Origin of the sequence: Pedobacter jeongneungensis (assembly GCF_039538295.1) — a bacterium.
Lineage (GTDB): Bacteria > Bacteroidota > Bacteroidia > Sphingobacteriales > Sphingobacteriaceae > Pedobacter > Pedobacter jeongneungensis.
The window spans coordinates 423,230-438,244 of the sequence record NZ_BAABBY010000006.1; the positions used below are offsets into that span (position 1 = coordinate 423,230).

The window sequence follows — 15,015 nt, forward strand, 5'->3', positions numbered from 1 at the left end:
AACCATGCGAATTTAACAAAATTATGCCGAATTAAGGCATTGTGGAAAAGTTTTGACCTTTGTTATAGGTTTTTTATGCCCGATGGAATTTTAATTTACTGAAGGCCAGTTTAACGCGTTCCGTAATTGTGCAGATTAATTGAGTTTTATGTTTTTTTTGGAAATGTAGGGTTCAGTATTAATGGCGGGCAGCAGCCCTGCTACCGCTGCAAGTCCTCCCCGATGGAAAATCGGGATGCGGGCTTTTCGCTATATCAGGTTTATAAACAAGGGCTCTTTATTAAATATTTCGTTTACACCGATCAGGTTTTTAAAGGTTTGTAGAACTTAAGTAATTCTGATACTTTTGTTTTTCAACCTCTAATATAATGGCAAACGAGAAAAAATCTGCAATGAGTTTTATTATGGTCACCCTGCTGATCGATTTTACAGGCTTTGGGATCATTATTCCGGTTTTACCAAAACTTATACAGGATTTTACCGGTGGAGGCTTTGGTTTGGCGGCAGAATATGGCGGCTGGCTTACTTTGGCCTATGCATCCGTTCAGTTTATATTTTCTCCGATTATCGGGGCTTTAAGCGATCGATACGGCAGAAGGCCTGTATTATTGAGTTCGTTGTTTGGCTTGGGTATCGATTATATTTTCCTGGCTTTTGCCCCTTCAATTGTTTGGTTATTTGTAGGAAGAATTATTGCGGGCATTACCGGAGCTAGTTTTACCACGGCGCAGGCTTATATCGCAGATGTATCTCCGCCTGAAAAAAGAGCACAGAATTTCGGTCTCGTGGGTGCTGCTTTTGGTGTAGGTTTTATTCTAGGACCGGTTTTAGGTGGTGCATTTAGCCATTTCGGTACCCGGGTTCCTTTTATGATTGCTGCAGGTTTATCTTTAATCAACTGGCTTTATGGTTATTTTATCTTACCAGAATCTTTACCGGTTGAAAAACGCAGGGCTTTTGAATGGAAAAGGGCGAATCCTATTGGCTCTTTGTTTAGTATTGGTAAATATCCGGCACTGTTGGGTTTAATGATTACTTTATTCTTGTTGTATTTTGCCAGTCATTCCGTTCAGTCTAACTGGACGTTTTATACGATGGAAAAATTCAACTGGGATGCTTCCTGGGTGGGTTATTCGTTAGGATTTGTTGGTTTAGTAATTGGAATTGTGCAAGGTGGTTTAATCAGGGTGATCTTACCCAAAATTGGCGAAAAGAAAGCGGTTTATTTTGGTTTGATTTTATATGTAATTGGTTTTGTGGCTTTTGCATTTGCCAGTAAAGGCTGGATGATGTTTGCTTTTATGGTGCCTTACGGTTTGGCCGGAATCGGCGGACCAGCAATGCAGGGTTTAATTTCCAATCAGATTCCTGCAAATGCACAGGGCGAAATGCAAGGCGTTTTAACAGGCTTACAAAGCTTAGCTGCGATATTTGCACCCTGGGTTATGACACATATTTTCGCCTATTTTATAGAGGGTAAAGCACCCGTTTATTTTCCAGGGGCGCCTTTTATACTGAGCGCCGTGTTAACCTTGATTGGGTTGTTTATCTGTTTGAGAAGTTTAAAGAAATATCATTGAGTTAAGGGCTTTTAACCACAATCTACACTGATAAACGAGGATTTTTCCATCTGTGGGTATCTTTTGAGTAAGCTACAAAAATCAAATTTAAAAGATTTCTCCACTACGGTCGGAATGAGGATATTGTTGGATCATTCGCTATAACAACTCATTCGCCAAATTTGCCAATTCGCTCCGCTCCCCTTTTTGCAAGGTAATGTGCGCATACAAAGGGTGATTTTTAGCGTTTTCGATTAAATAAGACAATCCATTGCTTTCCGAGTCGAGATATGGTGTATCAATCTGGTAAATATCTCCCGTAAAAACAATTTTAGTATGCTCTCCTGCCCTCGAAATGATGGTTTTAACTTCGTGCGGGGTAAGATTTTGTGCTTCATCAATGATAAAGAAAATCTTGGTGAGGGTTCTGCCACGGATAAAAGCCAAAGGCGCAATGGCTATTTTTTCGGTATTAATCAGCTCGTCAATTTTTTCCGACATTTTATCATCACCAATAAATTGTTCTTTAATGAAGCGCAGGTTATCCCATATCGGCGCCATAAACGGATCTGTTTTTGATTTTGCATCTCCCGGAAGGAAACCAATATCTTTATTACTCAGCGAAACAATTGGACGGGTAACATAAATCTGTCTGAAATTTTTGCGCTGCTCCAAAGCACTGGCCAGCGCCAGCAAGGTTTTTCCTGTTCCGGCATTGCCCTGTATGCTTACCAGTTTAATTTCGGGATCCAAAAGCGCATGAATGGCAAAAGCCTGTTCGATGTTTTTTGGTTTGATTTTAAAAATCGCATCAGTAGATACAGCAGAAATGGTTTTTAGGCTGTTATTGTAAAATACGTTGGCTGTTTTTCTTTTGTTTTTAAGGATATAAAAATGATTGGCATTTTTGGGTGGTAATCCTAAGTCGCTTGCGTCTACAAAAGTATTTTTCTTTACTTCCTCAATAATTTCACTTGGGAAATCAATCAATTCTGTTTTGCCGGCATAAAGCTCATCTACATTTTTAATTTTACCGGTTTCGTAATCTTCAGCATTCAAATCGAGGGCTTTTGCCTTTAATCTCAGGCAAATATCTTTTGAAACCAGCACTACTTTTTTGTCTGGATGTTCTTCTTTGAGGCTTAAAGCAGCATTTAAAATTTTGTGATCGGTTTTGCCTTTTCCGTACACTTCTTCGGCATCCACAACTAATGGTTTTTCGTTTAGAACAACCTTAAATTTACCTGAATCAGGACTTCTTAACGAAATCCAGTCGCTGATGAGTTTTTGTTTAGAGGTTTCATCAATCAGGCGGATAAAACTCCTGGCTTCAAAATTACGTGTATCGTTACCACTTTTAAAATTGTCTAATTCTTCTAAAACCTGAATTGGGATGGCCACATCGTGTTCTTGGAAGTTATTTACGGCATCATGATCGTATAAAATAACCGAGGTATCTAAAACGAAGATCTTTTTTGACGGATTGGAGATTGATTTACCTTTTTTGGCCATTTGGTAAATTTAATATTTTAGGAAGAATTAACTATTCTTTTTTGGCCTGAATGTTTAAAATAAATCTGAGTGCGTACCTGTGCGGATTAACTCTATTAACTTTATTGTTTCATTTTCATCCCAGATCAACAGTAAATCCGGCTTTACGTGACATTCCCAGTAACCGCTGAAATTTCCCGTTAATTTGTGAGGATAATGTTTTTTGCTTAAACCTAAGTGGCCTTTCAGCCAATATGGTTACTATATCTTGCAGCAATGCAAAATCTTTTAATGAGCGCTTCTTAAGCAATTTTAAATCTTTAAGAAATTTGTTGGAAGCAACAATCTGATACATTACTTAATACTGGCAAATAAATCGTCGGCACTAGCAAATTTGACTCCCTTACCCTCTTTAACTTCGTTCATTGCCTTAATGGTTTCCGCATTTGGGACATGATTTTTATCACAATTCCCTAAATCTGTGTCAACTTTATCAAAAGTAACCCCCAGTTCCTTTAAAAGCTCTTTAACTAATCCGGCTTTTTTAGTAGGTATGTGTATTACAAAGCTTTCCATGATAAATGTATTTATATACAAATATACATTTTTTATATATTTCAAGGGAGGTGAAAAATTTGGTCAAAATAAAAACGGGGACTTTCTTCTTTCGATTAAGTTCCCCGTTTTAACTTTAAAAACAACCGTAATTGTATTTTAAAGCATCTAATTCTTGTTACTTTGATTTTTCCGTTTTCGTTAGGTTTTGCAACTTTTGCGATCCGTGAAAATTTATTTCCAACTCTTCCGTCCGTAAACTTCTGAGTTTTCCATAAGCTCTGTTTGGGCCTGTTCGATTTTCTTATCTTCCAACCTTGCGGTGGTAGTGTATATTCTTACTCGGTTTAACCCTTTATGAAATTATCGTTTTCCCTGTAAACTATCCGAAATAATTCCCCTTTCGGCTCTTTATCTCTTTTGGATTGTTTGTCAGAATTCAAAGTACTTCGTATTTGATATGACCTAATTTAGCACGAAAACACTCATTTGTCAAGAGAAAAATATACGTTTTTATAAACATAGTTATCAACCTAAAATAGCTGTTTATCAACAGATTAATTCAACTAAACAATCGTTTTTATCTCTAATTCGCGCTTTTAATAATGTTGTTAACATTTTAGCCGCTTCCACTTATAAACATTTGCTATTATTTTGTTAACCAGTTATTTAACGAAATTCTGCTTAAAAGTTTAAAAAAAGCAAAAAACTTAATTTTAATCACAACAAAAAACTTCGCTATTATGTTATTTTTGTAACATGCAGATCAGGCAACCCATTAGAAACATACAAGACTTTTTACTGAGTACGTATTTTGCCGACGGTCTCCGTATTACTATTGGTGTGCTGCTCCCCTCTTTAATCCTTGCCCAGTTTGGTATGCTAAAGTACGGGATGACCTTATCACTCGGCGCCTTATGTGTAAGTGTGGTAGATAGCCCTGGGCCAATGGTACACCGGAGAAATGCCATGCTGGTTACCACTGCGTTAATCTTTACTTTTTCTATCCTGACAGGTTTAACCAATAGAAGCCATTATTTTATCGGTTTTCTGCTTGCTATATCGAGTTTTGTATTTTCAATGTTCTACATTTACGGCATCAGGGCAGCATCGGTGGGTACGGCTGTTTTGCTGATTATGGTGCTGAGCATCGATGACATCAGGCCATGGCAGGAAGTATTGCTACATGCCGTTATGGTGCTTGCAGGAAGCCTTTGGTACACGGGGTTGAGCTATTTTGTTTACCGCCTGCGCCCCTTCCGCCTGGTTCAGCAATCGTTAAGTGATTCTATTTTGGAAGTGGCAGAATTTTTAAGAGAGAAAGCCAAATTTTATCACCAGAACAATAATTACGATAAAACCTATTCAGATTTATTACAGCTTCAGGTTTCTGTTCATGAAAAACAGGATGCCGTAAGGGAACTGCTTTTCAGAACACGCGAAATTGTTCGGGATTCTACTCCTGAAGGTCGTTTTCTTTTACTGGTGTTTGTAGATATGGTCGACCTGTTTGAGCAGGTAATGTCTACCTATTACAATTACCAGCAGCTTCACGATCAGTTTGATAAAGCTGGGATATTATCGGATTATGAAATGGCGATTAAACGGATTTCTTATGCGCTGGATGATATTGCTTTTGGCTTAAAAAGTGGCAGAACGCCGGTAATTTCGAAACGTTTACTGATTGAAATTGAACGTTTAAAAGTTAAGATCAATGACCTGGAGAAAAACAATCAAAATCAGGAATACAATACCCTGGGCATTATCGCTTTAAAAAATATTGAAGTTAATATTGAAAATATACTGGCGAGGGTGAAAACGATTTTCAGTTATTTCAAAATCAGGAACAGTAAGGATATCCGTCAGGCTGAGGTAGATACAGAAAAATTTATAACCCGGCAGAAATTTGATTTTAAACTTTTTACCGAGAATTTAACGTACAGTTCGTCTACTTTCAGGCACTCGCTGCGTGTAACAGTGGTAATGCTTTTAGGCTTTGTGGTTTCTCAGCTCCTCAATTTCTCGCACAGTTACTGGATCCTGCTAACCATTCTGGTGATATCGAAACCAGGCTTTAGTTTGACCAAAGAACGCAATTACCAGCGTTTAATAGGAACTACCGTTGGCGCATTTATAGGAATGGGCGTGGTAACTTACATTGATGATAAAAATACGCTGTTCGTAATCCTGCTGATCTGTATGATCGGTTGCTATAGTTTCCAAAGGAAAAATTATGTAGTCAGCGTACTTTTTATGACACCCTATATCCTGATCCTTTTTGATTTCTTAGGTATGGGATCAATAGCATTGGCGCGTGAAAGGATTTATGATACTTTTATTGGCTCAGGTATTGCCTTACTGGCCAGTTATTCTTTATTCCCGACCTGGGAGCATGAGAAACTAAAAGAAGCCATGCTTAATATTCTGAAAGCCAATAAGGCCTATTATGCCCAGGTAGTTAAACTGTATTTCGAAAAAAACTATAACAGAACGGAATATAAACTCGCACGGAAAGAAGTTTATGTAAGTACTGCAAATTTGGCTTCCTTATTTCAGCGAATGTTCTCAGAACCGAAAAGCAAACAGTTATTTATTAAAGAAGTACACCAATTTACGGCATTAAGTCATTTATTATCTTCGTATGTGGCCACGCTTTCGCTGTATAATAAGGAGCATGAATTTATTTTTGAAAGTTTCGAGGCTTTAAAACCGATTGCGAATAATACCAACTATTTGCTGGATACGGCTATCGAAAACTTAGAGCAAGGTACCAGTACAATTGATAATGTGCCGTTAATCAGGTTAAATGATACCAGTTTAGCGATAAAAAAAGGTGAAGATTTAATACCAGAACAATTTGACCTGATCCAGAAAGTGGCTTATGATATTTATAAATTATCGGTAAAGATTAAGCTATAGTTTTATTCTGTAGGGCTATCCAAATGATCGTCATTTCGAGCGTGGTGCAACGAAGTCGAGAACCACGTAAGTGCACAGCGAAGCTAAATCTATCCCGAGGTAGATCTCTCTTCCGAATATTCGGGACGTTTCAGTTGAGATGACGACCGTTTTATAAAGTCTATCATCATACTCTCAACAGCACATAACTTTTCCATATTTTCGGTGCTTCCGTGGCAAAAATAATGATGATTAGGTCTTAGATTGCTCCGCTACGGTCGAAAGGATGGCACATGGGGAAGATAACAGACTGAGTTACATTTTAACTTCAACGCTCTGTGTTTTCTATGTTTCCGTAGCTGAAATAGATATGAAAATCGAGCAAAGGCTAAGAATCTTTTTATAGCCCAATTTTATCAAAATGGCACAGCTCGTCTAAAGCGGCCTAGTCAAAAATTAACCGATAATCATACAAAATTGATTAATTAAGTGGCAAATTGTCATAAGGAGATGATAGTCATTCGCTAATCTCTAAATTAGTGAAGAAAGGCCTTTTAATCAGATGGCTGGTACCTATTTCTAACCTATGAAAAACAAAAAATGAAAAAACAATTTCTACTTGCCTGTTGCTTTGTTGCGGTAGCTGCGACAATGAGTTGCCAAAAAATGAGTCTAAATCCAGGTTTAAACGATGAACTAAAACAAGAATCTGTAGTTCAGGGTGTAACTTCGCCACAATCAGTAGTGGATGAAAAATCCAGCTGGAAATACCTTGATAATGGATCTGATCAAGGCTCAGCCTGGCGTTCTGCCGGCTTTAACGATTCAGGCTGGAAAACGGGATCAGGCCAATTTGGCTTTGGCGACGGCGATGAAGCTACAGTTCTACAATCGGGATTTGTGACTTATTACTTTAGGAAGCATGTTAATATAACTGATGTAAATGCACTTCCTGATTCGGTAATCCTCTCTATGATACATGACGATGGAGCTGTAGTATATATTAATGGAACTGAAGTACTGCGCACACCGCTAATGCCTCAAACCGGAACCATTACCTACACCACCGGAACAAGTACTTTTATACCTACCGCTCAGGAAAATAACTTTTTTACTTATAAGATAGCAAAATCACATTTCAGTACCGGAGATAATGTTATAGCCGTTGAAGTACATAACCAGAATAGCAGTAGCAGTGATGTGTCTTTTGATCTCTCGATCAGGAACGCTGTAGAATCAGATCCTGATGGACCATATGTGTTTTTCAGGAACAACCAGTATATCGTAAAATCGATTACTAAGCAAAACGGTTATGTGAGCCAAACATATGCTAGTCGCGATCAGGTAAATCTTAATGTAGAACTGCCGGGAGGTGGCTCTTTTGCAGTAAATCTGAAGCCGCAGTTACTCAATCGTGAGCCATCAGAATCGGCCACATTACCAACCAAATATTTCGCAACCTCCGATATTGAAGGTAGTATAGATGCGTTTATTCTGCTACTCAAAAAAGCAAATATTATAGATAACAACTACAAGTGGAGTTATGGTACAGGCCACCTCTTCATTATGGGAGATGTTTTTGACAGAGGAAAATATGTAACACAATGTTTGTGGCTGATCTATAAACTGGAACAGGAAGCAGCAAATGTGGGTGGTAAAGTGCATTTTATATTGGGAAATCATGATATTATGAATCTGATAGGAGATTATCGCTATGTGAACGCAAAATATACGGCCAATGCCCAAACCATAGGTGAGCCCTATTCTGCACTATACGATGCTGATAGCGAGTTAGGTAAGTGGCTAAGAAGCAAGAATATCTTAGAAAAATCAGGCAATACTTTATTCTTACATGCCGGTATCAGTCCTGATGTGGCTGCATTGCCAAAAACCGTAACCGATCTTAATGTGTATGTAGGCAATGTGATTAACAAAACCTGTACTACTCAAAATTGTAAGACGGCTACCAGTAGTTCTGTTGGTCTTTATTGGTATAGAGGAATGGCTCAGCAAACCCTTACGCAAGCCGAAGTAGATGCCATACTTGCTAAGTTTGGGGCAGATCGTACGTATATTGGGCACACCATTCTTAATAACCAAATTACGCTGTTGTATCAAAGCAAAATACTGGCGATAGATCTTGAACATGCTAATAATTATAATAATGGCTACATGGAGGGTGTATATTATAACAGCGGGTGTTATTTTAAATTTCATACCACACAATTGAATAGTACATATACGCCTTTGATCGGCAGCAATTGTAGCACTCCTTAATGTATGAAGGAAATATTTTTAGGCTCCGGCATGTCTGGAGCTTAAATAATGAATTTTATAGAAAGATCTATGATTACTTTTATCCAGTGCAGGCGGGATTTCTAAACCTATCAGGCATTACAATTCCCAATCAGATTGGGAATGACGGATTAATTATAAACCAAAAAAGGTCGTGGCTTGCACCACGACCCTAAAAATATAGAACTGTAACTTATTTAAGCGTAAGCAACTGCATCTTTTGATGCCAGTTTAGTGGTACCCATCAGGTATTCATCTACTTTGCGTGCAGCTTCCCTGCCTTCGGAGATGGCCCAAACCACTAACGATTGTCCGCGGCGAACATCACCTGCAGCAAAAATCTTTGCAATATTGGTTTGGTAAGTATGTTCCGAAGCTTTAACATTTCCGCGGTTATCCAGCTCTACCCCTAGTTTTTCAATTAATCCTTCTTTTTGCGGATGTAAGAAACCCATTGCTAAAAGTACCAGTTCGCAAGGAAGATCTCTTTCGGTACCCGCAACTTCTTTAAAAGTAACCGGACGACCATTTGCATCGATTTCCCATTCAACATCTACTACCTTTAAAGCTTTAAGGTTTCCATTTTCATCGGCAATAAAGTTTTTGGTATTTACCGACCATGCCCTTTGTGCACCTTCCTCATGCGATGAAGTATTTTTTAGCAACATCGGATAATTTGGCCATGGCATGTGTTCGTTGCGTGCCTGTGGCGGCATTGGCATAATTTCGAACTGCGTAACCGATTTAGCGCCATGACGGTTTGAAGTACCGATACAATCAGATCCTGTATCACCACCACCGATTACGATTACATTTTTACCTGTAGCCATAATATCTTCCACTTCAACGGCCCTGTTGGCAACACGTTTATTCTGTTGCTTTAAGAAATCCATAGCAAAGTGAACACCTTTGGCAGAACGGCCAGGGATTGGTAAATCGCGTGGGATGGTAGAACCACCGGCTAAAACCACGGCATTGAAATCTCTTAATAAAGTACCGATTTCAACATTTTCGCCTACGTTGGCGTTGCATCTGAAAATAATGCCTTCTTCTTTCATTAAATCGATACGGCGATCCACTACATTTTTTTGCAGTTTAAAATCAGGAATGCCATATCTTAATAAACCTCCGGGCGCATCATCACGTTCGAAAACGGTAACTTCATGTCCTACTTTATTTAACTGTGCAGCAGCAGCTAAACCTGCAGGACCTGAACCAATTACAGCAACTTTTTTACCGGTTCTGATTAGTGGAGCTTTAGCTTTAATAAAACCTTTTTCGAAAGCGATTTCGATGATGTGTTTTTCAATTTCCTCGATAGAAACCGGTGGACGATTGATACCCAATACACATGCAGATTCGCATGGTGCCGGGCAAATCCTGCCGGTAAATTCGGGGAAGTTATTGGTGCTTAATAAAATATTTGCAGCTAATTCCCATTTTCCCTGGTACACGGCATCGTTAAATTCCGGGATCACATTGCCCAGCGGACAACCTGACTGGCAGAAAGGAACGCCGCAATCCATACAACGGGCAGCTTGATTATTTAATTCTTGAGCGGGCAATTCATTTAAAAATTCCCCATAGTGTTTTACACGTGTTGCAGCCTCTTCTCTTGTGGGCGCAACTCTATCGTATTCCTGAAATCCTGTTACTTTTCCCATGGCCTAGTGTGTTTTTACTTGTTGATTACGTTTGCTTAAAACCGCTTTGTATTCTTTAGGGAATACTTTTACAAAATGAGCGGACTGTGTTTTCCAATCACTTAAGATAAATTCTGCAACCCTGCTATCTGTTAAGCGGATATGTGTTTTAAGTAGTGCTAAAATACGTTCTTCATCTTCAGCTTGTAATGGATCTAAATCAACCATTTCTTTATTGCATTTGCGTGCAAAAGTTCCGTTTGCATCATAGATCCAGGCCACACCACCACTCATCCCGGCAGCAAAATTGCTTCCGGTATCTCCAAGGATCAGCACTTCACCACCTGTCATGTACTCGCAACCGTGGTCGCCCACTCCTTCTACAACCGCAGTTGCTCCGGAATTACGTACCGCGAAACGCTCACCGGCTTTACCACGGGCAAATAATTCACCAGAAGTTGCGCCATAAAGGGCCACATTACCGATAATGATATTTTGCTCCGGTATAAAAGTTGAATTTGAGAAAGGATAAATGGCCAATCTTGCTCCTGATAATCCTTTACCTACGTAATCATTCGCTTCACCTTCTAACGATAAAGTTACCCCGCGGGTGTTGAAAGCTCCGAAACTTTGTCCGGCTGAACCCACAAACTTAAAGTTGATGGTATCCGGAGGTAAGCCTGCACCCAAATGTACTTTCGAAATCTCGTTTGATAACATGGTACCTAATGCACGGTCAGTATTTTTAACCTCGAAACTTGCGAAAACAGGCTCGTTATTGTCAATAGCTGGTTGTGCAGCGGCAATTAATTTATGATCTAACACATGATCTAAACCATGATCCTGACCTTCGGTATTGAACAGCGGCAAGCCATTGTCTTCAGCTTTGTATAAAATAGCCGATAAATCAAGGTGTTTTAATTTCCAGTCTTCAGCAGGCAATTCGCGTACTTTTAAAATATCAGCCTGGCCGATCATTTCGTGGATAGTCCTGAAACCTAATTCAGCCATAATCTCACGCAATTCTTCAGCAAGGAAATAAAATAAATTTACGACGTGATCAGCATCACCGGTGAATAATTTTCTTAATTCCGGATCTTGCGTAGCCACACCAACCGGGCAAGTATTTAGGTGGCATTTACGCATCATGATACAGCCCGAAGTTACTAAGGCTGCAGTAGCCACACCCCATTCTTCGGCACCTAATAAAGCAGCGATAGCGATATCTCTACCTGTTTTAAGCTGACCATCTGTTTGTAACACGATACGGTTACGTAATTTGTTTTTCACCAAAGTCTGATGCGCTTCTGCCAATCCAAGCTCCCAAGGTAAACCTGCGTGCTGAATAGACGTTAGCGGAGATGCTCCGGTACCACCATCAAAACCCGATACTAAAATTACATCAGCATGTGCTTTAGCTACACCCGCTGCAATGGTACCAACTCCTGCTTTCGAAACCAGTTTTACATTGATTCTTGCTTCACGGTTGGCATTTTTTAAATCGAAAATCAGCTGAGCCAAATCTTCAATCGAATAAATATCGTGGTGAGGTGGCGGAGAAATTAAACCCACACCTGGTGTAGAGTGACGAACTTTTGCAATCCAGTCATCCACTTTGTGTCCGGGTAACTGTCCACCCTCTCCAGGTTTAGCACCCTGAGCCATTTTAATCTGTAACTCGTCGGCATTGGTTAAATAATAGCTGGTTACACCAAAACGTGCAGAAGCCACTTGTTTAATGGCCGAACGCATGCTGTCGCCATTTGGCAATTTAGTATAACGCATTTCGTCTTCACCACCCTCTCCGGTATTGCTTTTTCCGCCGATGCGGTTCATGGCAATAGCCAGGGTTGAGTGTGCCTCATGCGAAATGGAACCAAACGACATTGCCCCTGTTGCAAATCTTTTTAAGATTGCCTCGGTAGATTCTACCTCATTTAAAGGAACAGACGGACGGCTATAGTTAAATTCGAACAATCCACGGATGGTATAAGCCTGTTGCGTTTGCTCATTTACCAGTTTAGAGTATTGTTTAAATATGTTGTAATCATTTTTACGCGTAGCATTCTGCAATAAGTGAATGGTTTGCGGATTAAACAAATGCGCTTCACCTTTACGACGGAATTTATAAGTTCCACCAGCAGGCAATAAGTTTTCGGTCTGCGTTAACGGACCAAAACTGCGGTGGTGTTTAATTAAGGTTTCTTTTGCAATTTCATCTAAACCTAAACCACCGATGCGCGAAACCGCACCTGTGAAATAAGTATTCACCACTTTTTTATCCAGACCTAAAATCTCGAAGATCTGCGCACCCTGGTACGATTGCAGGGTTGAGATTCCCATTTTAGAGAAGATTTTAAGCAATCCGCTATTTACCGCATAAATGTAGTTTTTGGTTAACTGCTCTGCTGATAAACCAGATTCTTGCTGGAAACCATTAATGGTTTCTAAAGCTAAATAAGGATTGATCGCAGTAACACCGAAGCCCAATAAAGTGGCAAAGTGATGCACTTCCCAGATATCTCCAGCTTCGATTACAATACCTACTGCACCACGGTAACCTTTGCGGATTAAGTGATGGTGTACTGCAGAAACAGCTAATAAGGATGGCATTGCAGCGTGCTCTGAATCGATTGCCCTGTCGGTTAATACAATTACCTGGAAACCATCTTCAACGGCATCAACGGCATAACGGCACAAACGGTCTAAAGCTTTTGCCATAGCGCCAGGTTTACCATCGGCCCTGAAATAAGTCTGTAAAGTTTTAGCCTGGAAAACACCGGTATCGATACTTCTTAATTTTTCAAGTTCCTGATTTGTTAAAATCGGGTGTTTAATAGCTACGCAGTGCGCCTGTTTTGGTGTTTCATCCAGCAGGTTACCCATGCTGCCCATAAAACTGGCCAAACTCATCACCACTTTCTCGCGGATGGGGTCAATTGGTGGGTTGGTTACCTGTGCAAATAACTGTTTAAAATAAGAAGATAAGTGTTGAGGACGTTTTGATAATATAGCTAGAGGGGTATCAGTACCCATTGAACCGATTGGCTCTTTGGCTTCGATGGCCATTGGTTTAAGTAAAAGATCTATATCTTCTCTGCTGTAACCAAAAACCTGCTGATATTTAAAAATAGATTCTTCTGACAGGCCGGTGAACATTACGCGTGGATCAGGCAATTCTTCCAAACGGATCTGGTATTGGTTGATCCAGTCGGCGTAAGGACTTTTGCCACAAACCTGTTGTTTAATTTCGTTGTCGCTGATGATTCTGCCCTGCTCCATATCCACTACGAACATTTTGCCAGGGGTTAAACGGCCTTTTTCGATCACCGTACTCTGATCAATAGCCAATGCACCAGCTTCAGAGCCCATAATTACGCGGTCATCAGAAGTAATGGTATAACGCGAAGGACGTAATCCGTTACGGTCTAAAGTTGCACCAATTAATTTACCATCGGTAAAAGCAATGGCAGCAGGTCCATCCCATGGCTCCATTAAAGTAGCGTGGAATTCGTAGAATGCCTTTTTAACAGGATCCATATCCTCGTTGCCGTCCCATGCCTCCGGAACCAGCATCATCAATACGTGAGGAAGTGTTCTGCCTGCATGAAGCAACAATTCGATTACGTTATCCAAACAGCCCGAATCAGAGTTGGTTTCGTCGATTACCGGCAATAACATATCCAGTTCTTCCGGTGTAAAATATGCCGAAGCAAAAGATTTAACACCTGCCCTGAACCAGTTTAAATTTCCCTGCAAAGTATTGATCTCGCCATTGTGTGCAATAAAGCGGAACGGCTGGGCCAATCTCCACGACGGGAAAGTATTGGTTGCGAAACGTGAGTGTACCAAACCCAGCGCAGAAACTACGCGTTTATCGGTAAGATCGTTAAAATATGTACGTACCTGCAATGAAGTAAGCTGACCTTTATATATAATGGTTTGCGCAGAAAGCGAAACGATATAAAAATCTTTGCCACCGTGAACGGTATTCACGATCAGTTTAATCAGGTAGTTTTTGAAAATGTAGAGTTTACGTTCGAAATCAGCACCAGGTGCCACCGCATAAGGGCGTGCAATAAATACCTGCTCAATTTCAGGTTCAACCGAAAGGGCCATGCTGCCAATATCGGTTGTATCAACATCAACCTTTCTGAAGCCTAAAATCTCAAGGCCTAGTTTTTCGGCGGCACGGTAAATCAATTCTCTGCACTCTTCCCTGGATCTGATATCCTTTGGCATAAATAACATACCAACACCATAATTATTGGTTTCTGGTAGGCTAAAGCCAGCTTTTAAACATTCGTCGTAAAAAAATTCATGTGGAATCTGAATCATAATACCTGCACCATCGCCGGTATTTGGTTCTGCGCCACTTGCCCCTCTATGATCCAGGTTCTCTAAAATAGTAAGTGCATCAGAGATGATTTGATGCGATTTTCGCCCTTTCACATGCGCAACGAACCCAATACCGCAGGCATCGTGTTCAAATTGCGCATCGTACAATCCACTGTTTGGTTCCATTCTTTGCTCGTTAGTTGTTAGTGTATAGGAAACACTAAGATACGAAAAAG

General features: G+C 40.1%; 8 protein-coding genes. 3 read left to right on the forward strand and 5 right to left on the reverse strand.

Annotated features, from left to right (window positions below; all coding sequences use genetic code 11):
• The first annotated feature begins 368 nt into the window (after positions 1 to 368).
• Positions 369 to 1,580 (forward strand): TCR/Tet family MFS transporter, encoded by a 1,212-nt coding sequence (locus tag ABD769_RS14065; protein WP_344852053.1) that lies wholly within the window; start codon positions 369 to 371, stop codon positions 1,578 to 1,580.
• Positions 1,581 to 1,718: 138 nt separating this feature from the next.
• Here ABD769_RS14065 and ABD769_RS14070 read toward each other — a convergent pair whose 3' ends face one another.
• The 3 genes from ABD769_RS14070 to ABD769_RS14075 all read right to left on the reverse strand — a co-directional run bounded on the left by ABD769_RS14070 (position 1,719) and on the right by ABD769_RS14075 (position 3,626).
• Positions 1,719 to 3,071 carry a PhoH family protein gene (locus ABD769_RS14070; RefSeq protein WP_344852054.1) on the reverse strand — a complete coding sequence of 451 codons (1,353 nt, stop codon included), beginning with the start codon at positions 3,069 to 3,071 and terminating at the stop codon, positions 1,719 to 1,721.
• Positions 3,072 to 3,125: 54 nt separating this feature from the next.
• Positions 3,126 to 3,299: a type II toxin-antitoxin system YafQ family toxin gene (locus ABD769_RS25015; RefSeq protein WP_425568862.1), complete on the reverse strand. Its 174-nt coding sequence runs from the start codon at positions 3,297 to 3,299 to the stop codon at positions 3,126 to 3,128.
• 105 nt (positions 3,300 to 3,404) lie between these two features.
• Positions 3,405 to 3,626: a hypothetical protein gene (locus ABD769_RS14075; RefSeq protein ID WP_344852055.1), complete on the reverse strand. Its 222-nt coding sequence runs from the start codon at positions 3,624 to 3,626 to the stop codon at positions 3,405 to 3,407.
• 738 nt (positions 3,627 to 4,364) lie between these two features.
• On the opposite strand from ABD769_RS14075, the gene ABD769_RS14080 reads away from it, so the two are divergent.
• On the forward strand, positions 4,365 to 6,524 hold the full coding sequence (locus ABD769_RS14080; protein ID WP_344852056.1) for an FUSC family protein: 2,160 nt from the start codon (positions 4,365 to 4,367) through the stop codon (positions 6,522 to 6,524).
• Positions 6,525 to 7,169: 645 nt separating this feature from the next.
• The gene (locus ABD769_RS14085; RefSeq protein WP_344852057.1) at positions 7,170 to 8,780 is read left to right on the forward strand and encodes a metallophosphoesterase; all 1,611 of its coding nucleotides are present in this window, start codon (positions 7,170 to 7,172) and stop codon (positions 8,778 to 8,780) included.
• Positions 8,781 to 8,995: 215 nt separating this feature from the next.
• Here the strand turns inward: ABD769_RS14085 and ABD769_RS14090 are convergent, their stop codons facing one another.
• Both ABD769_RS14090 and gltB read right to left on the reverse strand, forming a co-directional pair.
• Positions 8,996 to 10,462: a glutamate synthase subunit beta gene (locus ABD769_RS14090; protein ID WP_344852058.1), complete on the reverse strand. Its 1,467-nt coding sequence runs from the start codon at positions 10,460 to 10,462 to the stop codon at positions 8,996 to 8,998.
• 3 nt (positions 10,463 to 10,465) lie between these two features.
• Positions 10,466 to 14,965 carry a glutamate synthase large subunit gene (gene gltB, locus ABD769_RS14095; RefSeq protein WP_344852059.1) on the reverse strand — a complete coding sequence of 1,500 codons (4,500 nt, stop codon included), beginning with the start codon at positions 14,963 to 14,965 and terminating at the stop codon, positions 10,466 to 10,468.
• Positions 14,966 to 15,015 lie beyond the last annotated feature (50 nt).

What these genes read in the sequence shown, in the direction of transcription:
- ABD769_RS14065 (WP_344852053.1), top strand. Translation starts at nt 369, where the DNA reads ATGGCAAACGAGAAAAAATCTGCAATGAGTTTTATTATGGTCACCCTG.
- ABD769_RS14070 (WP_344852054.1), bottom strand. Translation starts at nt 3,071, where the DNA reads ATGGCCAAAAAAGGTAAATCAATCTCCAATCCGTCAAAAAAGATCTTC.
- ABD769_RS14075 (WP_344852055.1), bottom strand. Translation starts at nt 3,626, where the DNA reads ATGGAAAGCTTTGTAATACACATACCTACTAAAAAAGCCGGATTAGTT.
- ABD769_RS14080 (WP_344852056.1), top strand. Translation starts at nt 4,365, where the DNA reads ATGCAGATCAGGCAACCCATTAGAAACATACAAGACTTTTTACTGAGT.
- ABD769_RS14085 (WP_344852057.1), top strand. Translation starts at nt 7,170, where the DNA reads ATGAGTCTAAATCCAGGTTTAAACGATGAACTAAAACAAGAATCTGTA.
- ABD769_RS14090 (WP_344852058.1), bottom strand. Translation starts at nt 10,462, where the DNA reads ATGGGAAAAGTAACAGGATTTCAGGAATACGATAGAGTTGCGCCCACA.
- gltB (WP_344852059.1), bottom strand. Translation starts at nt 14,965, where the DNA reads ATGGAACCAAACAGTGGATTGTACGATGCGCAATTTGAACACGATGCC.